Origin of the sequence: Proteus sp. G2674, assembly GCF_009915195.1 — a bacterium.
GTDB lineage: Bacteria > Pseudomonadota > Gammaproteobacteria > Enterobacterales > Enterobacteriaceae > Proteus > Proteus mirabilis.
Window position 1 is genome coordinate 1 of record NZ_JAABLS010000040.1, and the last position, 20,695, is coordinate 20,695.

A 20,695-nucleotide genomic window follows, 5' to 3' on the forward strand; every position below is an offset into this window, starting at 1 on the left:
TGCTCGTTCTTCATCAGACAATCTGTGTGAGCACTGCACATAACACGTATCTCTTAGGTAAGGAGGTGATCCAACCGCAGGTTCCCCTACGGTTACCTTGTTACGACTTCACCCCAGTCATGAATCACAAAGTGGTAAGCGCCCTCCCGAAGGTTAAGCTACCTACTTCTTTTGCAACCCACTCCCATGGTGTGACGGGCGGTGTGTACAAGGCCCGGGAACGTATTCACCGTAGCATTCTGATCTACGATTACTAGCGATTCCGACTTCATGGAGTCGAGTTGCAGACTCCAATCCGGACTACGACAGACTTTATGAGTTCCGCTTGCTCTCGCGAGGTCGCTTCTCTTTGTATCTGCCATTGTAGCACGTGTGTAGCCCTACTCGTAAGGGCCATGATGACTTGACGTCATCCCCACCTTCCTCCGGTTTATCACCGGCAGTCTCCTTTGAGTTCCCACCATCACGTGCTGGCAACAAAGGATAAGGGTTGCGCTCGTTGCGGGACTTAACCCAACATTTCACAACACGAGCTGACGACAGCCATGCAGCACCTGTCTCAGCGTTCCCGAAGGCACTCCTCTATCTCTAAAGGATTCGCTGGATGTCAAGAGTAGGTAAGGTTCTTCGCGTTGCATCGAATTAAACCACATGCTCCACCGCTTGTGCGGGCCCCCGTCAATTCATTTGAGTTTTAACCTTGCGGCCGTACTCCCCAGGCGGTCGATTTAACGCGTTAGCTCCAGAAGCCACGGTTCAAGACCACAACCTCTAAATCGACATCGTTTACAGCGTGGACTACCAGGGTATCTAATCCTGTTTGCTCCCCACGCTTTCGCACCTGAGCGTCAGTCTTTGTCCAGGGGGCCGCCTTCGCCACCGGTATTCCTCCACATCTCTACGCATTTCACCGCTACACATGGAATTCTACCCCCCTCTACAAGACTCTAGCCAACCAGTTTCAGATGCAATTCCCAAGTTAAGCTCGGGGCTTTCACATCTGACTTAATTGACCGCCTGCGTGCGCTTTACGCCCAGTAATTCCGATTAACGCTTGCACCCTCCGTATTACCGCGGCTGCTGGCACGGAGTTAGCCGGTGCTTCTTCTGCGGGTAACGTCAATTGACAAGGGTATTAACCTTATCACCTTCCTCCCCGCTGAAAGTACTTTACAACCCTAAGGCCTTCTTCATACACGCGGCATGGCTGCATCAGGCTTGCGCCCATTGTGCAATATTCCCCACTGCTGCCTCCCGTAGGAGTCTGGGCCGTGTCTCAGTCCCAGTGTGGCTGATCATCCTCTCAGACCAGCTAGAGATCGTCGCCTAGGTGAGCCTTTACCCCACCTACTAGCTAATCCCATATGGGTTCATCCGATAGTGCAAGGTCCGAAGAGCCCCTGCTTTGGTCCGTAGACATTATGCGGTATTAGCCACCGTTTCCAGTAGTTATCCCCCTCTATCGGGCAGATCCCCATACATTACTCACCCGTCCGCCGCTCGTCAGCAAGAAAGCAAGCTTTCTCCTGTTACCGCTCGACTTGCATGTGTTAGGCCTGCCGCCAGCGTTCAATCTGAGCCATGATCAAACTCTTCAATTAAAAGTGTTTGATGCTCAAAGAAATCGAAAACTTAGCTTATTCATTATATGAATTAACTTGTTAGTCACTCTTCAAGACTTGATACATCTAATTTTTTAGAAGATATCGTCTCTGCGAGTGCCCACACAGATTGTCTGATAATTTGTTAAAGAGCAGTGCAACTGTTGCTGCCGTTTCCGGTCTTCCGCGTTGTTGCGAGGAGGCGTATATTACGCTATTCCTCTGAAGAGTCAAGAGTTTTTTCAAACTTTTTTCTTTTCTCTTCCCTTTCCGTCGTTGCTGTTGTCAGCTCATCGTCGGTCAGTGGGTGCGCATTATAGGGGCTTCTCAGATTAGCGCAAGTATTTATTTCAATTTTTTTTCTGTTCGCTCTATTTTTCAACAAAACGAATGAAAATGCTCTAATTTTACACTGATAGATTAAAATCCAAACAGCTTTATTGCTATTACTCACGTAATATAGAAAGCAAATTATGGTAAAGGTAACTATTATTATGCAACTAAGCGAACAACGCTCAGCATCCCAAAAAAATCTTTCTTATATTGTTGCTGAAAAGCTAGGTAAACAAATACTTTCTGGATACTACGAACCTGAATCTTTATTACCTGGTGAGATAGAACTCGCTGAACTACTTTCAGTCAGTCGAACTGTTATTCGTGAAGCAATAAAAATGCTTGCTGGAAAAGGTATGTTACTACCTCGCCCAAGAATAGGTACTCGAGTTACGCCAATGCAAAATTGGAATCTATTAGATAATGATTTACTTAATTGGTGGATAGATAGCGGTGAGTTTAATAAGGTGAGTCATTATTTCCATCATGTTCGTTTAGCAATAGAACCTCAAGCCTGTTATTTAGCTGCATTACATGCTTCAGAGACACAAAAAGAGTCGCTATTATTTCTAGCTACAGAAATGCAACTACTCAAAGATAACTTTAACCGTCAGCATTGGTTAGATATTGATACACAATTTCACTATCTAATCTATCAAGCCAGTGGCAATCCATTTTTTGCCTCTTTTGGTTCTCTTTTTCTATCTGCCTACAAAAAATATTTTGATTTAATTGTTGGCAATGAAACAGTACAGCCTGAAACTCATAATCAAATTGTACAAGCGATTATAGAAGGAGATGGAAATAGAGCCCGTGATCTTTGTTTAATACTATTAATAAATGACTGAGTATTTTTAATACGATTTTATTGTCTTTTTGTTTATACTGGCTAATAAGCTAAATATAAAAGAAAGACGGTATCTGTTACATGTTAAAATCCGCCAAAAATATGTCAGGGTTGCCCTGGATCGCTGCAATGGCTTTTTTTATGCAGTCATTAGATGCGACTATATTAAATACGGCACTCCCTGATATAGCTAAAAGTCTTAATCACTCCCCTCTCGCCATGCAATCAGCCGTAATTAGCTATACTTTAACGGTAGCTTTATTAATTCCTGTAAGTGGATGGTTAGCTGATAGATTTGGGACTCGCAAGATTTTCATTATCGCCGTTTCACTCTTTTCTGGCGGTTCATTATTATGCGCACTTTCTCCTAACCTTGCTTTTTTGGTAATTTCGCGGGTTATACAAGGAATAGGTGGTGCAATGATGATGCCGGTTGCTCGTCTTGCTTTATTAAGAGCTTATCCTCGTAGCGAACTCCTTCCCATTCTTAACTTTGTCACCATGCCGGGGCTTGTGGGGCCAATTGCGGGTCCATTATTGGGAGGGATCCTTGTCACCTATGCTTCTTGGCATTGGATATTTATTATTAATATTCCTATTGGCTTACTTGGTATTTTTTACGCCATAAAACATATGCCTAATTTTACGATGCCAAAACGTAAATTTGACTTACTCGGCTTTATTTTCTTTGGTTTTGGTTTAGTCATGTTATCCGTCAGCCTCGATCTTTTTGGCGATAAAAACATCTCTCGATATATCCCTCTTGCGGTGATTTTAGGTGGCTTCTTTTTACTCGGTCTCTATATCAATCACGCTAAACGCCACCAGCACCCCTTAATACCATTAAATATATTCAAAACACGGACTTTCTCTGTCGGTATTGCGGGTAATATCGCAACGCGCTTAGGAACAGGATGTATTCCTTTCTTAATGCCACTGATGTTACAAGTAGGTTTTGGCTATCCTGCTATTATCTCAGGTATGATGATGGCACCAATGGCTTTGGGCTCTATACTCGCCAAATCCTTTGTGACAAAAGTCTTAGTGACATTTAGCTATCGCCGGACACTATTTGGAATAACCATTATTATAGGTCTGATGATTGCACAGTTTTCCTTACAATCACCTGATATGTCTATTTATTACCTAGTATTACCACTCTTTTTATTAGGTGCTGTCATGTCAATTCAATTTACTTCGATGAATACTATTTCACTCGCTGACTTAACTGACAATAATGCCAGTTCAGGCAATAGTGTTTTAGCCGTCACTCAACAACTAGCGATTAGTTTTGGTATTGCAGTAAGTGCTTCTATCTTAAATTATTTTGATGCAGAAAATGCTGGCTCTACGGTAGATAACTTCCATTATACTTTTATTACTGTCGGCGCTATTACACTACTCTCTTCATTTGTCTTCTTATTACTTAATAAGCATGATGGTGATAATCTTACTAATAAGAAGAAAAATGAAAACTAATTAGTTGAGATATAAAAATAAAAGAGAGCCTATAGCTCTCTTTTATACGCCACTCTAAATAGCGATAATCTTATTTTTACGCTAGTCATGCTGCGACAAAAAAGCTTCAATTTCATGGCGCCAAGGTACTGACGGTTGTGCTCCTGCACGAGTAACAGCGATAGCGGCGGCTGCATGCGCAAATTTAATCGCCTTCATCATTGGTAAACCTTCTAATAAAGCCGTTATAAAAGCGCCATTAAATGTATCTCCTGCAGCAATAGTATCTATTGCGGTCACTTTAAATGCCGGAACCATCGTTCCTTGATTATTTTGACTAACCCAAACACCACGGCTACCCAAAGTAATTAAAACGGTTTCTATCCCTTTATCATGTAATATATTAGATGCACGTTGAGCACTTTCATCATCAATAACTTTTACCCCTGTGAGGTATTCAGTTTCTGTTTCATTAGGTGTAATGATATCAACGAGAGATAATAATTCATCCGGTAAAGCCTGTGCTGGTGCTGGGTTTAATATAACTTGCACACTTTCTTGTTTAGCGACTTGAGCCGCTTTTAATACAGAATCTAGAGGTGATTCTAATTGCATAAGTAAAGCATCTGCTTTTTTAATCACCGAGTTATAACGTTCAACATATTCTCTGTTTAACCTTCCATTGGCTCCAGCGTGTATACCAATAACGTTTTCACCTTGCTGATTAACAAAAATCAACGCAACACCCGTGGCTTCATCATCAATTAATTCAATACAATCTGTATCTATTTTATCTGTGATCAGCTGAGCTTTAGCACTTTGACCAATATCGTCATTTCCAAGACAAGCTAAAAAGGTAATATTAGCACCACAACGCCCTGCAGCGACGGCTTGATTTGCACCTTTACCCCCAAAAACCATCTGATACTGATTACCGGAAATAGTTTCACCAGGATGCGGAAAATGAGCAACATTAAGAATATGATCGACATTAACACTACCTAAAATCACTAATTTCTTCGCTTCCATGATATTTCCTTACTATCAAGTGATAATGTTTTAATGCCATTAATTGATGACATGTCGTATTTTAAATCGATCATCTCAGCAACATTAATGAAAAAACGTGATCACCATCGAAACGTTTCGCCAGCAAAACAAAAAAGAACCAAAAGAAGCAGTAGGAAGCTGAATCGATTTTTGTTATAAACGAATTGTGTACTAATTGAATAATTGACTATATGTCATTACTCATTTTTTGATAGTTTCATCTCTATAACGAAAATAAGTACCCTAATTAGGAGCCTTTATGCAACTTGCAGAACGGATCTCACAACTTAGCCAATACCTTGAAACTGGGCTTTATGAACGTCAATCAGCGATACGGCTTTGCTTACTCGCGGCTCTAAGTGGAGAGAGCGTTTTTTTGCTAGGTCCTCCAGGTATTGCTAAAAGCTTAATTGCGAGAAGAATGAAAGAGGCATTTAAACACGCTAAAGCATTTGAATATTTAATGACCCGTTTTTCAACACCTGAAGAAATTTTTGGTCCACTATCCATTCAAGCATTAAAAGATGAAGGAAAATACCAACGTTTAACCGAAGGTTATTTACCTGATGCCGAAATTGTTTTTCTTGATGAAATATGGAAAGCCGGTCCCGCTATTTTGAATACCTTATTAACGGCAATTAATGAACGTAAATTTCGCAATGGCGAAAACGAAGTAAGTATTCCCATGCGTTTGTTAGTTTCGGCTTCTAATGAACTACCTGATTCAGACAGCAGTCTTGAAGCGCTTTATGATCGAATGCTGATTAGAATTTGGTTATCAAAAGTACAAGATAAAAAAAACTTCCGGGCGTTATTAGTTAATAAAGAGGTCAGCGCTTTTCGTATTCCTGAACAACTACAAATTACAACAGACGAATTTTTACTTTGGCAAACAGAGTTAGAAAAAATTACTTTGAATGACCACTTATTCGAATTAATTTATCAACTTCGCGACTCACTCGATAGAAGTGATGCAGCACCTTATGTTTCAGACAGACGTTGGAAAAAAGCGGTTCGTCTATTACAGGCCAGTGCTTTTTTTAATGGTCGTAGTGCGATATCACCTTTAGATCTTATTCTGTTAAAAGATTGCCTTTGGCATGATCAAGCTTCTTTTGCGCTGCTAAATGACTTATTAAAAACACTATTAACAGAACAAGCATACCACCAGCTAACACTTTTACAGAAAATAGAAAATCTGTGGGCTGAATGGATGCAATCGACAAGAAGCAAACAAGATCAACAAGCATTTCGCTTTGAAAAACAAAGTAGTATGTTTGGTAGAAATATACATTTCAAATTATCAGAAAAAATGCAGTCTGATAAATTTACGCTGTTTTTACATATTCCACTGCATATACATAGTATTCAAGTTAACTTTATAACTGTTGAAAAAAAAGCATTAGAAACTTTCTTAGATAAAGGTGATGAACTCTCTGCCAGATTAAATGGTATTGGTTTCCCACAATCTATTAATGCACAAATTCGTCAAGATGGTGTCTTAGAGGTGTTGGATGTTAGTCGCCGAACAACGTCGTTATACCAACAGTCAGAAAGCATCAAAACAGAGCCTATTGAAGATAATCAACAATGGTTAGATAAATTAAAAGATCTCACCCAAGAGATTTATTCTGAACAAGAAAATTTTAATCATCATCAACCCAATATCTTTATTGATAATGATTGGCTCATTTCTATAGAACAAAGCTTTTTGCAATTGAATGAAAAATTATCTCAATTAAGAAGTCAAATAAAGTGACCATGCCATGCTAACACTTTCTACCATCGATATGCTTTTAGCGATAAACGAAGGACAGCTTATAGAAGAAGTGATTATCACTTTATTAGCTTCTCCTCAATTAGCTGTTTTTTTTGAAAAACACCCAAGATTAAAAAAAGCATTACTAAAAGACATTTATCAATGGAAAAAAAGCTTACAAGAAAAAGTGAAAGAAACACTGGTGCCGACCATCATCGCAGATGAATTTGCACTTTATCAGCAAACGCAATCATTATGTAATGCTGTTTTTAATCAGCAAGTGGACAATATTCTTACAGAACTAAATCAGCTTGATTCTTCATTTGTTATAGAAGCAACACAACTAATAAAAACAAATAAACCTTTTTCCCCAGCTCAACAAGCTCTATTTATTCAACGCTGGCGCATTAGTTTAATATTTCAAGTCACGACATTACATAAAGCACTGTTTGAACAAGAGCAAGAGCAGTTACTTGCAGAACTACAAGAACGCTTAGCATTAAGTGGCAGTTTAAGTAATACATTTTCTGAAAATGAACGGGCTGCAGGCCGTTTATGGGATATGAGCAAAGGCGTTATTACCAAAACCCCCTATGATGAGAAAATTATTCAACGTTATAGTGATTTTCTAAATCAACAACCTGAATTACATAAATTGGCCAGCTTACTGGGGCGAAGTAAAACGGCGAAATCGCTTCCTGAAGAGAGTGTGATTTTTGAATCAATAACAGTCGTTGAAAAAGCACCGGATACCACGCCAGAGCAAGTAAATGGTATAGGCTTAAGTGATGATATTTTACGTTTATTACCTGCTGAACTAGCTTTATTAGGCATAAATGAAGTTGAGTATGAGTTTTATCGTAAACTCATTGAAAAACAGCTCAATACTTATCGTTTACAAGGTGATAGTTGGCAGGAACGCACAGTATTACGCCCAGTCACTCATCACCTTGATGAAGAACGGCCAAGAGGCCCTTTTATCATTTGTATCGACACTTCTGGCTCTATGGGGGGATTTAATGAGCAATGTGCTAAAGCCTTTGGTTTAGCACTAATGAAAATAGCACTAGCGGATAACCGTGCCTGTCATGTCATGCTGTTTTCAACAGAAATGATCCATTACCAATTATCTTCTTCTGATGGATTACAAGAACTTGTTAAATTTTTGAATCAAACATTTAGAGGTGGAACTGATTTAGCATCTTGTTTAAATGAGGTAGCAGATAAGCTTAATACCCCCACATGGAAAGACGCTGATGCTGTTGTTATTTCTGACTTTGTTGCCCAAAGGTTACCCGAAAACCTAATCAATAAAATCAAAAAAGTCCAACAGCAACAGCATAATCGCTTCCATGCGGTTACCCTATCCAATTATGGTAAACCCAGTATTATGAAAATTTTCGACCACATATGGCGTTTTGATACTGGGTTAAAAAGTCGATTACTACGACGTTGGCGTCAATAATTACAGCATATCCGCAAAAGCTAAACGGGTGTCTTGTTGCCAAACGCCACATTGTACTTGTCCAATATGCTCTTTTTGCAAAAGTAGCATGACTAAACGTGATTGACCTATACCGCCACCAATTGTTTGTGGCATATCTCCATGCATTAATGCTTTGTGCCAATCTAACTCAAGACGTTGAGTATCATCAGTTAAAGTTAGCTGACGCATTAATGTCTCTGGATCAACGCGGATACCCATTGACGACACTTCAAAAGCATCTTGCAATACTGGGTTCCAAACTAAAATATCGCCGTTCAACCCTGCAAAGCCATCTTCGTTAGGTGTTGTCCAGTCATCATAATCTGGCGCTCTTACATCATGAGCTTCGCCACTTGATAGTTTTCCACCAATACCGATTAAGAAAACAGCACCATATTCTTTAGCTATCGCTTTTTCACGACCTTTAGCATCAAGATCAGGGTAGCGACGTAACAGTTCTTCAGTATGAATAAATTGAATTTGATCTGGCAGGAACGGTGTCAGACCAAATTCATCGCTGACGGCTTTTTCAGTTTCTTTTATAGCCTGATAGATTTTACCCACTGTCTGCTTAAGATAAGGTAGTGTACGCTCCTCACCTTCCATCACTTTTTCCCAATCCCACTGATCAACATAGACAGAATGGATTGGCGTTAAGCGATCTTCATCTGGTCTCAAGGCTTTCATATGTGTATAAAGACCTTGACCAGAACTAAATCCAAAACGACCTAATGTTTTACGTTTCCATTTTGCTAATGAATGGACAACTTCAAAGGTAGAATCAGGTAAAGATTTCACTTTAACCTGTACGGCCTTCTCATGACCAGATAAGTTATCTTGAGTTCCATCACCAAGGCGACTTAAGATCGGTCCTTGAACTTCAATCAGGCCTAATTCTTTTTCTAATAAACGTGAAAAATATGATTTAACAAAGCTAATTTGTTGTTGAGTCTGAATGAATGATTTTTCCATTTTTTATATCCCTAGTGGCGATGTTGTGTTTTGCTGAGATAGATTAAGCAACAAAAGTGGGGGTAAATTCAATATACTTCATTAAAAATAGCCTTGCCTATTTAAAATCGTTAAAAAAAATACTATAAAAATGCATTATCATTAAAAACAGGGGGATTTTATGGACAATATTTATCAGATCGATAATCTCGATCGTGACATACTTCACGCTTTAATGGCGAATGCTCGAACACCTTATGCTGAATTAGCTAAAAAATTTGCAGTAAGTCCGGGCACAATTCATGTTCGTGTTGAAAAAATGAAGCAAGCAGGAATTATTACGGGGACACGCGTAGATATAAGTGAAAAACAACTAGGGTTTGATGTTTGCTGCTTTATTGGCATCATTTTAAAAAGTGCCAAAGACTACCATACCGCATTAGATAAGCTAGATAAGTTAGATGAAGTGGTTGAGGTTTATTATACAACAGGTCAATACAGTATCTTTATTAAGGTAATGTGTAAAAGCATCGAAGCGCTTCAAGACGTACTTATCAACAAAATTCAGACTATTGATGAAATCCAATCGACAGAAACCTTGATCTCTTTGCAAAACCCGATAACAAGGACAATCAAGCCATAACGAAAAAAAACTATTTTTTTTTATAACCACATTATCCACAGGTAGATCCCAAGTGATTCACAGCGTACAATAGCGCGTCTTGAACATAAGGAGATCATGAATGAAAAAAGTCACGCTAATTAGTGGCAGCACCATGGGTAGTGCTGAATATGTCGCCGAACACCTCGAAGAGATCTTATCTAAAGAGGGATTTGAGACAGATCTACACCATGGGCCTTCTCTTAATGATCTTCCGCAAGAAGGGATCTGGTTGGTGATCACTTCCACACACGGTGCAGGTGAGATCCCAGATAACCTCCAGCCATTTGCTGACGAAATCTCAGCAGACGGCATTGATCTAAGTAAAGTTTCTTTCGGTGCTGTAGGTATAGGAAGTAGTGAATATGACACTTTCTGTGGTGCGATCAGAACATTAGATCAAAAACTAATAGAAAAAGGGGCTGTTCGATTAGGTGATCGCCTAGAAATAGATATACAAGAACACGACATTCCGGAAGATCCAGCAGAGGAATGGCTTACAACTTGGAAAAATTTACTTTAAATCGAACAAAAAAACAGCAGTCAGATGTGGATAACTATGCTTAAAAGCAGGGGTTAACCCGTAGTTATCCATTGTATAAGCCTATATCCAGAAATGACCTGTGTATAACTCGCTGTTTTGATCCCAGCTTATCAGCATCTAGATCACGGATCATTCACAGTATATGATCCTTTACACTTTTATGATCTTTAAATAGAAAATCCACTTATCCACAGAGGATCGCTTCCTTAATAAAAGATCTAATAAAGAGATCTTTAAATAAAAAGATCTTTAAATAATTACCTGCGGATCATGCTCACTTGTATCTGTCAAAAAGTTGAGTAGAATTCGTTTTCCCAATGCAACACATTCAGCATTTCGTAACATTTAAGGTTCACACATGTTTTATCCAGAACATTTTGACGTCATTGTCATCGGTGGTGGTCACGCCGGTACAGAAGCCGCTATGGCTGCAGCTCGTATGGGGCGTCAAACCCTATTACTGACCCACAATATTGATACTTTGGGCCAAATGTCTTGTAACCCAGCTATTGGTGGGATTGGTAAAGGGCATCTGGTAAAAGAGATCGATGCCATGGGTGGATTAATGGCCACAGCCATCGACCATGCTGGTATTCAATTTAGAACCCTTAATGCAAGTAAAGGGCCAGCAGTAAGAGCCACAAGAGCACAAGCCGATCGCGTACTTTATCGCCAAGCTATTCGCACAACACTTGAAAATCAGCCTAATTTAATGATCTTCCAACAACCCGTTGAAGATCTCATTGTTGAAAATGACCAAGTAACGGGTGCAGTCACTCGTATGGGATTAAAATTCCGTGCTAAAGCGGTAGTTTTAACCGTAGGAACTTTTCTTGATGGAAAAATCCACATTGGTTTAGAAAATTACAGTGGTGGCCGAGCAGGTGATCCACCATCAGTCTCTTTATCACATCGATTAAGAGAATTACCTTTACGTGTAGGTCGCTTAAAAACAGGTACACCACCTCGTATTGATGCAAGAACTATCGATTTTAGTCAATTAGCGCCACAGTTAGGCGATAATCCAATGCCTGTTTTCTCATTTTTAGGTAATGTGGATCAACATCCTGAACAGATGCCTTGCCATATTACTCATACTAATGAGCAAACACATGAAATAATTCGTAACAACCTCGATCGCAGCCCTATGTATGCAGGGGTTATTGAAGGTATCGGCCCTCGTTATTGTCCATCAATTGAAGATAAAGTGATGCGATTTGCTGATCGCAATTCACACCAAATCTTTTTAGAGCCTGAAGGCTTAACAAGCAATGAAATTTACCCTAATGGTATTTCAACAAGCTTACCTTTTGATGTTCAAATGCAAATAGTAAATTCCATGAAAGGTATGGAAAATGCCAAGATCATCCGACCTGGTTATGCGATAGAGTATGACTTTTTTGATCCCCGTGATCTTAAACAAACACTCGAAAGTAAGTTTATCAATGGACTATTCTTTGCCGGCCAAATTAATGGCACTACCGGTTATGAAGAAGCAGCAGCGCAAGGTCTATTAGCAGGTCTTAATGCGGCACGTTATGCTTTTAATCAAGAAGGTTGGTTCCCTCGTCGTGATCAAGCCTACATTGGTGTATTAGTTGATGATCTTTGTACCTTAGGTACGAAAGAGCCATACCGAATGTTTACTTCACGCGCTGAATATCGCTTGATGTTACGTGAAGACAATGCTGATTTACGTTTAACTGAAATTGGTCGTGAACTTGGTATGGTTGATGACAACCGTTGGGCGCAATTTAGTGAAAAAGTCGAATTAGTTGAAAAAGAGCGTCAACGTTTAAGAGATATTTGGGTTCATCCAAAAGCGGATAACCTAGAAGAAATCAATCAATTACTTAAAACGCCACTGTCTAAAGAGGCGAATGGGGAAGACTTATTACGTCGTCCTGAAATGACCTATGAGATTTTGAAAAAGATCCCTCGTTTTGCTCCTGGTATTGATGATTCGAGACCACAAGCGGCAGAGCAAGTTGAGATCCAAGTAAAATACGAAGGTTATATCAATCGTCAACAAGAAGAGATTGAAAAACAACTGCGTAATGAAAGTGCTGCATTGCCTATTGATATCGACTACAAACAGGTGAGTGGATTATCAAATGAAGTCATTGCCAAACTAAACGATCACAAGCCAACTTCAATAGGTCAGGCATCGCGGATCTCCGGTGTGACACCTGCAGCTATCTCAATTTTACTTGTTTGGTTAAAAAAACAAGGTTTATTACGCCGGAGTGCATCATGAGTGACTTACTTAATCGGTTAAAAAAGCTGGCAAAGCAAGCCAATATTGAGTTAACTGATGTTCAAGCTCAAAAATTAACCGCTTATGTTGCTATGCTCGATAAATGGAATAAAGCATATAATTTGACCTCTGTCAGAGATCCTCAACAGATGCTTATTCGTCATATTTTAGACAGCATAGTTGTGAGTCAATACCTTGAAGGAAACAACTTCATAGATGTTGGTACCGGGCCAGGATTGCCCGGTATTCCTTTAGCAATAATGCGTCCCGATCACCACTTTGTGTTACTTGATAGCTTAGGTAAACGCGTTCGTTTTATGAAGCAAGTTCAGCATGAATTAGCTCTGCATAATATCGAACCTGTGCAATATCGAGTTGAAGAGTATCAAGTAGAAAAACCATTTGATGGTGTGATTAGTCGTGCTTTTGCGTCGATGAAAGATATGCTTTCTTGGTGTTCACATTTAGTCACTGAAGAACACGGGCGTTTTTATGCATTAAAAGGGCAAATTCATCAAGAAGAACTTGATGAGCTTTCTGAAAATGGTTTAAAGATGCCTGAAAAGGTGATTAATTTAGCGATCCCCGAATTGAATGAACAGCGTCATTTGGTTGTTTTTTAAACTATAGACGGCTATTCATCGGCTTCTTTTTTCATTTTTTGTGCTTTAGCGATAACATTTACAATGTTATCGCTATTTACTTTAAGGGATAAAATAGCGTCATTCCATATTTACCCGTATTTTACAATTAAGTAACAAATAATTATCTTTTTATTTAATTGCCTGTATTCCCCTCATTTTTTTATTTTTCTTTCTAAAATAAATTAATAAATTTATGCATTCTCAAAAATATTTAATTTATTTAATTGAAAAATCATTAATTATTTTTCTTTTTGGCTGTTTTTGTTCAGAAAAAGGCAGTTATTTGTTAACTCTATTATAATTTTTATGAAATAAAATTTATTTATATACTAATTTATGTGTTATAGATCACATTATTTTTTCTGTTTATGCTGATTATTTTTGCGCTTTTTGTTGCTAATCATTTTCCATAAATGGAACCTTCATAAAAAATTTAAATTATTCTTCACTTTTTCGCTACTTATTGATTGAATTCATTGCCACGCCCCGTATAATTTGCTCGTTTTTGTCACTTGACACTTTATAGCAAAGACAGTTTGATACATTATTCAGTAATACCTTTTACGATAGCGAGTCTGGAGAATACAAACGTCATGTCTGTCTCCCTCTACAGCGGGAAAGTTGCACTGAAACTGTTATTTTTGCAGTTTATGACTTTTGTTATTCTCAGTGCGGGTTTCTACTTTAAGAGTACAGACTGGAGCTTTTCTGCTTTTTTAGGCGGAATTGCATGTTGGTTACCCAATATTGCATTTTTATTATTACTACGCTTACAAAAAGTAGATGAAAATGAAGCTTCAGTTCGCATAAACTGGCTTTTTGCTTTCAGTGAAGGGTTGAAGGTTATATTATCAATAGCCTTGCTGATAGTTGCTTTAGGAGTGTTTAAAGCGGCATTTGCACCACTGGTCATGACCTACTTAGCGGTGCTTGTTATGCAGGTCGTTGCACCAGCCGTCATAAACGGTTAGCGTTTTTAACAACAAAAGGGTAATTGGCATCATGTCTGCATCAGGAGAAGCATTAACCACTAGAGACTACATAGGTGGACATCTGAATAACCTTCAGTTGGACCTACGTACTTTCGAGTTGGTCAATCCCCATGCTGAAAATACGCCATCATTCTGGGTGTTAAATATTGACTCACTTTTCTTCTCTGTACTCATGGGGCTTTTGTTCCTATGGATATTTAGAAAAGTAGCAGTAAAAGCAACCAGTGGCGTACCGGGAAAATTCCAGACTGCAGTAGAAATGGTCATTGGTTTCGTTGATAGCAGCGTTCGTGATATGTATCACGGGAAGAGCAAAGTCATTGCACCTTTGGCATTGACTGTGTTCGTTTGGGTGCTGTTAATGAATGCCCTGGATTTATTACCAATTGATTTTATCCCGTATATCGGTGAACACATCTTAGGGTTACCAGCGTTACGCATCGTTCCGACTGCTGACGTGAGTATCACTCTTTCGATGGCAATTGGTGTATTTATCCTGATTCTCTTCTACAGCATTAAGATGAAGGGCGTAAAAGGGTTTACTAAAGAGCTGACGTTACAGCCTTTTAATCACCCTGTATTTATTCCAATCAACTTAATTCTGGAAGGGGTAAGCCTGCTATCAAAACCTGTTTCACTCGGTCTTCGACTGTTTGGTAACATGTATGCGGGTGAACTGATCTTTATTCTTATTGCTGGTCTGTTACCGTGGTGGTCACAGTGGTTATTAAGCCTACCTTGGGCGATATTCCACATACTGATTATTACGTTACAAGCCTTTATTTTCATGGTTCTAACGATTGTTTATCTGTCGATGGCATCTGAAGAACATTAATTATTAACTCTTTAAAGAAATAACTGAAACAAACTGGAGACTGTCATGGAAAACCTGAGTATGGATCTGCTGTACATGGCTGCCGCTATTATGATGGGTTTAGCTGCAATCGGTGCTGCAATCGGTATCGGAATCCTCGGAGGCAAATTTTTAGAAGGTGCTGCTCGTCAGCCTGATCTGATCCCTCTTCTGCGTACACAGTTCTTTATCGTTATGGGTCTGGTTGACGCCATCCCAATGATTGCTGTGGGTCTGGGCCTTTACGTGATGTTTGCTGTCGCCTAATGATGGTGATGAGCAGTAAAAACATCAAGTTAGTTAATAACCAAGAAAGAGGTATTGTGCTGTGAATTTAAATGCAACAATCCTCGGCCAGGCCATCGCATTTGTCCTGTTTGTTTTGTTCTGCATGAAATATGTATGGCCACCAATTATGGCGGCCATTGAAAAACGTCAAAAAGAAATTGCTGACGGTTTATCTTCTGCAGAACGTGCGAAAAAGGACTTAGATTTAGCGAAAGCCGATGCAGGCGAACAGTTAGCGAAAGCAAAAGCTGAAGCACAAGCAATCATTGAGTCTGCGAATAAACAACGCACTCAAATGATTGAAGAAGCTAAAGCTGAAGCAGAGCAAGAACGTAGTAAGATCGTTGCACAAGCTCAATCCGAATTGGAAGCAGAGCGTAAACGTGCTCGTGAAGAACTTCGTAAACAAGTCGCTATGCTGGCTATCGCTGGTGCCGAGAAAATTATTGAACGTTCCGTGGATGAAGCTGCTAATAGCGACATCGTTGATAAACTGGTCGCTGAACTGTAAGGAGGGAGGGGCATGTCTGAAATAGCAACGGTAGCTCGCCCCTACGCCAAAGCAGCTTTTGACTTTGCTGTGGAAAACCAGGCTGTCGATAAATGGCAGGTTATGCTGGCATTCACCGCTGAAGTTGCACGCAATGAGCAGGTAACCGAATTACTTTCTGGTTCTTTAGCATCAGAAAAACTGGCTGACATCTTTATCGACCTTTGTGGCGATCAAATTGATGAACATGCTCAGAACTTAATTCGTGTTATGGCTGAGAATGACCGTTTATCAACATTGCCGGAAGTATTGAGCCAATTTATTCAATTGCGCGCAGTACTCGAGTCAACGGTTGATGTTGAAGTCACTTCTGCCATTGAGCTAACTAAACAGCAGCTAGCTAACATTTCTGCAGCGATGGAAAAACGTCTATCACGCAAAGTGAAGCTGAATTGCAAAATTGATAAGTCCGTTATCGCAGGCATGATTATACGCGCCGGTGACCTTGTCATCGACGGTAGTGTTCGTGGCCGTTTAGAGCGATTAACTGACGTCTTGCAGTCTTAAGGGGACTGGAGCATATGCAACTGAATTCCACTGAAATCAGCGAACTGATCAAGCAGCGCATTGCTCAGTTCAATGTAGTGAGTGAAGCTCACAATGAAGGTACGATTGTTTCCGTTAGTGACGGTATCATTCGTATCCACGGTTTAGCCGAAGTTATGCAGGGTGAGATGATCGCACTGCCGGGTAACCGTTTCGCTATCGCATTAAACTTAGAGCGCGACTCTGTTGGTGCGGTTGTGATGGGTCCTTATGCTGACTTAGCAGAAGGCATGAAAGTTAAATGTACAGGTCGTATTCTGGAAGTTCCAGTTGGCCGTGGTCTACTTGGTCGTGTAGTTAACACACTGGGTGAACCTATTGATGGTAAAGGTGCTGTAGAGCATGATGGCTTCTCACCTGTTGAGATGATTGCTCCAGGTGTTATCGACCGTCAATCAGTCGACCAACCTGTACAGACGGGTTATAAATCCGTTGACGCCATGATCCCAATTGGTCGTGGTCAGCGTGAATTGATCATCGGTGACCGCCAAACAGGTAAAACTGCTCTGGCTGTCGATGCGATTATTAATCAGCGTGACTCTGGCATTAAATGTATTTATGTCGCTATCGGTCAGAAAGCATCGACTATTTCGAACGTTGTTCGTAAATTAGAAGAGCATGGCGCGTTAGAAAACACCATTGTTGTTGTTGCTTCTGCATCAGAATCAGCAGCGTTGCAATACCTTGCTCCTTATGCGGGTTGTGCAATGGGTGAATACTTCCGTGACCGTGGTGAAGATGCTCTGATTATTTATGATGACCTGTCTAAACAGGCTGTCGCATACCGTCAAATTTCACTGTTACTTCGTCGTCCACCTGGACGTGAAGCTTACCCTGGTGACGTTTTCTATCTGCACTCCCGTTTATTGGAGCGCGCAGCGCGCGTTAGCGCTGAGTATGTAGAAAACTTTACTAACGGTGAAGTTAAAGGTAAAACCGGCTCACTGACTGCGTTACCTATTATCGAAACGCAAGCAGGGGACGTTTCTGCATTCGTTCCTACGAACGTAATCTCTATTACCGATGGTCAGATCTTCTTAGAATCTAACCTGTTTAACGCAGGTATCCGTCCAGCTGTTAACCCGGGGATCTCCGTATCTCGTGTAGGTGGTGCAGCTCAGACTAAGATTATGAAGAAACTTTCTGGTGGTATCCGTACTGCACTTGCGCAGTATCGTGAGCTGGCAGCATTCTCTCAGTTCGCTTCAGATCTGGATGATGCTACCCGTAAACAATTGAACCACGGTCAGAAAGTGACTGAATTGCTGAAACAGAAACAGTACGAACCAATGTCTGTCGCACAACAGTCTTTATCTCTGTTTGCTGCAGAACGTGGTTATCTGGAAGATGTTGAAATTTCAAAAGTTGTGCCATTTGAAGCGGCTTTATTAGCTTATGCTTCTCGTGAACATGCTGATTTACTGAAAGAAATCAACCAGACCGGTACTTATAACGAAGAAATCGAAGCGAAGCTGAAAGGCGTGCTAGACAACTTCAAAGCGACTCAGTCCTGGTAATAACTATTCGGCCTAATAATGATCATTAGGCCGTCTGGTTCATGAGGAGAAGCAGAAATGGCCGGCGCAAAAGAGATACGTTCGAAGATCGCCAGTGTGCAAAACACACAGAAGATCACTAAAGCGATGGAGATGGTCGCCGCGTCGAAAATGCGTAAAACGCAGGAACGCATGGCAGCCAGCCGTCCTTATGCAGAAACCATGCGCAGTGTGATTGGTCACCTTGCGTTAGGGAATCTGGAATATAAACATCCATACCTCGAAGAGCGTGAAGTTAAACGTGTCGGGTACCTGGTTGTTTCGACCGACCGTGGTTTGTGTGGTGGTTTGAACATTAACTTGTTCAAAAAACTGCTGGCAGACATGAAAGAGTGGTCTGATAAAGGTGTAGAAGTAGATTTAGCCCTTGTTGGTTCTAAAGCCGTTTCATTCTTTGCCTCTGTAGGTGGGAATGTTGTCGGTCAAGTAACCGGTATGGGTGATGATCCGCAACTATCTGACCTTATCGGCCCAGTCAATATCATGTTACAGGCTTATGACGAAGGTCGTTTAGATAAACTGTATGTGGTGGCAAATAAGTTCATCAATACCATGGCCCAAGAGCCTAAAATTCTGCAAGTTTTACCATTACCACCAGGTGATGATGAAGAACTGAAAGAAAAATCTTGGGATTATCTGTACGAACCTGATCCTAAGACGTTACTGGATACTTTACTGCGTCGTTATATTGAATCGCAGGTTTATCAGAGCGTCGTAGAGAACTTAGCGAGTGAGCAGGCAGCACGAATGGTCGCGATGAAAGCCGCTACAGATAACGGTGGTAATCTGATTAAAGAACTGCAATTGGTGTACAACAAAGCACGCCAAGCAAGCATTACTCAGGAACTGACAGAAATTGTATCTGGTGCAGCCGCGGTATAACAGCTAGGTTTACGAATTACGTAGAGGATTCAAGATGGCTACTGGAAAGATTGTCCAGGTAATCGGCGCCGTAGTGGACGCCGAGTTCCCTCAGGATAGCGTCCCTAAAGTATACGACGCTCTTGAGGTTATGAATGGTAAAGAAAAACTGGTGCTGGAAGTTCAGCAACAGTTAGGCGGTGGTATCGTTCGTTGTATCGCAATGGGTACATCAGACGGTTTAAGCCGTGGCTTAAAGGTTGAAGATTTAGGCCACCCAATTGAAGTACCAGTAGGTAAAGCGACTTTAGGACGTATCATGAACGTTCTGGGTACACCTATTGATATGAAAGGTGAGATTGAAACCGAAGAGCGTTGGTCAATCCACCGTGAAGCACCAACTTACGAAGAGTTATCAAACTCTCAAGAACTGCTTGAAACCGGTATCAAAGTTATGGACTTAATCTGTCCATTTGCTAAAGGTGGTAAAGTCGGTCTGTTCGGTGGTGCGGGTGTTGGTAAAACAGTTAACATGATGGAATTGATCCGTAATATCGCGATCGAGCACTCAGGTTATTCTGTATTTGCTGGTGTTGGTGAGCGTACTCGTGAGGGTAACGACTTCTATCATGAAATGACAGATTCTAACGTTCTTGACAAAGTATCGTTAGTTTACGGTCAGATGAATGAGCCACCAGGAAACCGTCTGCGTGTTGCACTGACTGGTCTGACTATGGCTGAGAAATTCCGTGATGAAGGCCGTGACGTACTGTTATTCGTCGATAACATCTATCGTTACACCTTAGCCGGTACAGAAGTATCAGCACTGTTAGGTCGTATGCCATCAGCGGTAGGTTACCAACCAACATTGGCTGAAGAGATGGGTGTTCTGCAAGAGCGTATCACTTCAACCAAAACAGGTTCTATCACCTCTGTTCAGGCGGTATACGTACCTGCGGATGACTTAACTGACCCATCCCCAGCAACCACCTTTGCTCACTTAGATGCGACAGTGGTACTGAGCCGTCAAATTGCTTCGTTAGGTATCTACCCTGCGGTTGACCCACTGGATTCAACCAGTCGTCAGTTAGACCCACTGGTAGTTGGCCAAGAGCACTATGATGTTGCTCGTGGTGTTCAGTCTATCCTGCAACGTTATCAGGAACTGAAAGACATCATCGCTATCTTAGGTATGGATGAACTGTCAGAAGAAGATAAACTGGTTGTTGCGCGTGCGCGTAAGATCCAGCGCTTCCTATCTCAGCCATTCTTCGTTGCTGAAGTATTTACCGGTTCACCAGGTAAGTTCGTTTCCCTAAAAGACACAATCCGTGGCTTTAAAGGTATTCTGAACGGTGATTATGACCACCTGCCAGAGCAGGCGTTCTACATGGTTGGTACTATCGAAGAAGCAGTAGAAAAAGCTAAGAAGCTTTAATACGGCTGACGGGAGGTTGA

General features: G+C 40.7%; 18 protein-coding genes and 1 rRNA gene. 16 read left to right on the forward strand and 3 right to left on the reverse strand.

From position 1 onward, the window contains the following. Nucleotides 1–58: 58 nt before the first annotated feature. Nucleotides 59–1,601, reverse strand: a 16S ribosomal RNA gene (locus GWI58_RS15760). Between the two features lie 494 nt (nt 1,602–2,095). Between GWI58_RS15760 and GWI58_RS15765 the strand changes: the two genes are divergently transcribed. Both GWI58_RS15765 and mdtD read left to right on the forward strand, forming a co-directional pair. Then, nucleotides 2,096–2,782 carry a FadR/GntR family transcriptional regulator gene (locus tag GWI58_RS15765; protein ID WP_004249867.1) on the forward strand — a complete coding sequence of 229 codons (687 nt, stop codon included), beginning with the start codon at nt 2,096–2,098 and terminating at the stop codon, nt 2,780–2,782. An 80-nt stretch (nt 2,783–2,862) separates the two neighbouring features. Beyond that, nucleotides 2,863–4,260 carry a multidrug transporter subunit MdtD gene (gene mdtD, locus GWI58_RS15770; protein ID WP_161769352.1) on the forward strand — a complete coding sequence of 466 codons (1,398 nt, stop codon included), beginning with the start codon at nt 2,863–2,865 and terminating at the stop codon, nt 4,258–4,260. An 81-nt stretch (nt 4,261–4,341) separates the two neighbouring features. On the opposite strand, the gene rbsK is transcribed toward mdtD, so the two are convergent. Continuing rightward, a complete protein-coding gene (rbsK, locus tag GWI58_RS15775) occupies nt 4,342–5,268 on the reverse strand; it encodes a ribokinase (protein ID WP_004246607.1) in 927 nt (308 codons plus the stop codon). Between the two features lie 280 nt (nt 5,269–5,548). Here rbsK and ravA point away from each other — a divergent pair, with 280 nt between their 5' ends. Continuing rightward, nucleotides 5,549–7,048, forward strand: coding sequence for an ATPase RavA (ravA, locus tag GWI58_RS15780; RefSeq protein ID WP_094960204.1), 1,500 nt, complete (start codon nt 5,549–5,551; stop codon nt 7,046–7,048). Nucleotides 7,049–7,055: 7 nt separating this feature from the next. Next, complete coding sequence (gene viaA / locus GWI58_RS15785; protein ID WP_110229623.1) at nt 7,056–8,513, forward strand: ATPase RavA stimulator ViaA; 1,458 nt, start codon at nt 7,056–7,058, stop codon at nt 8,511–8,513. Here the strand turns inward: viaA and asnA are convergent, their stop codons facing one another. Beyond that, nucleotides 8,514–9,506, reverse strand: a complete 993-nt coding sequence (gene asnA / locus GWI58_RS15790) for an aspartate--ammonia ligase (RefSeq protein WP_004246604.1) — start codon at nt 9,504–9,506, stop codon at nt 8,514–8,516. A gap of 160 nt (nt 9,507–9,666) precedes the next feature. Here asnA and asnC point away from each other — a divergent pair, with 160 nt between their 5' ends. The 12 genes from asnC (at nt 9,667) to atpD (ending at nt 20,675) form a co-directional block, all read left to right on the forward strand. Continuing rightward, nucleotides 9,667–10,128, forward strand: a complete 462-nt coding sequence (asnC, locus tag GWI58_RS15795; RefSeq protein ID WP_004246603.1) for a transcriptional regulator AsnC — start codon at nt 9,667–9,669, stop codon at nt 10,126–10,128. Between the two features lie 100 nt (nt 10,129–10,228). Continuing rightward, complete coding sequence (mioC, locus tag GWI58_RS15800; RefSeq protein ID WP_004249871.1) at nt 10,229–10,669, forward strand: FMN-binding protein MioC; 441 nt, start codon at nt 10,229–10,231, stop codon at nt 10,667–10,669. A gap of 379 nt (nt 10,670–11,048) precedes the next feature. After that, nucleotides 11,049–12,947 (forward strand): tRNA uridine-5-carboxymethylaminomethyl(34) synthesis enzyme MnmG, encoded by a 1,899-nt coding sequence (mnmG, locus tag GWI58_RS15805; RefSeq protein WP_161769353.1) that lies wholly within the window; start codon nt 11,049–11,051, stop codon nt 12,945–12,947. After that, complete coding sequence (rsmG, locus tag GWI58_RS15810) at nt 12,944–13,570, forward strand: 16S rRNA (guanine(527)-N(7))-methyltransferase RsmG (RefSeq protein ID WP_046335305.1); 627 nt, start codon at nt 12,944–12,946, stop codon at nt 13,568–13,570. Before mnmG ends, rsmG begins: the two co-directional genes overlap by 4 nt. A gap of 614 nt (nt 13,571–14,184) precedes the next feature. Continuing rightward, nucleotides 14,185–14,562, forward strand: a complete 378-nt coding sequence (gene atpI, locus GWI58_RS15815) for a F0F1 ATP synthase subunit I (protein WP_004246598.1) — start codon at nt 14,185–14,187, stop codon at nt 14,560–14,562. Nucleotides 14,563–14,593: 31 nt separating this feature from the next. Further along, entirely contained in the window at nt 14,594–15,418 is an 825-nt protein-coding gene (gene atpB, locus GWI58_RS15820; protein ID WP_004246597.1) for a F0F1 ATP synthase subunit A, read from the forward strand. Nucleotides 15,419–15,463: 45 nt separating this feature from the next. Continuing rightward, a complete protein-coding gene (gene atpE / locus GWI58_RS15825) occupies nt 15,464–15,703 on the forward strand; it encodes a F0F1 ATP synthase subunit C (protein ID WP_004246596.1) in 240 nt (79 codons plus the stop codon). Between the two features lie 61 nt (nt 15,704–15,764). After that, nucleotides 15,765–16,235, forward strand: a complete 471-nt coding sequence (gene atpF / locus GWI58_RS15830) for a F0F1 ATP synthase subunit B (RefSeq protein WP_004246595.1) — start codon at nt 15,765–15,767, stop codon at nt 16,233–16,235. Between the two features lie 12 nt (nt 16,236–16,247). Next, a complete protein-coding gene (atpH, locus tag GWI58_RS15835; RefSeq protein ID WP_004246594.1) occupies nt 16,248–16,781 on the forward strand; it encodes a F0F1 ATP synthase subunit delta in 534 nt (177 codons plus the stop codon). A gap of 14 nt (nt 16,782–16,795) precedes the next feature. Beyond that, nucleotides 16,796–18,337, forward strand: a complete 1,542-nt coding sequence (gene atpA, locus GWI58_RS15840) for a F0F1 ATP synthase subunit alpha (protein ID WP_004246592.1) — start codon at nt 16,796–16,798, stop codon at nt 18,335–18,337. Between the two features lie 57 nt (nt 18,338–18,394). Then, entirely contained in the window at nt 18,395–19,258 is an 864-nt protein-coding gene (gene atpG, locus GWI58_RS15845) for a F0F1 ATP synthase subunit gamma (protein WP_004246591.1), read from the forward strand. Between the two features lie 34 nt (nt 19,259–19,292). Beyond that, entirely contained in the window at nt 19,293–20,675 is a 1,383-nt protein-coding gene (gene atpD / locus GWI58_RS15850) for a F0F1 ATP synthase subunit beta (protein WP_004246589.1), read from the forward strand. The last annotated feature ends 20 nt before the right edge of the window (nt 20,676–20,695 follow it).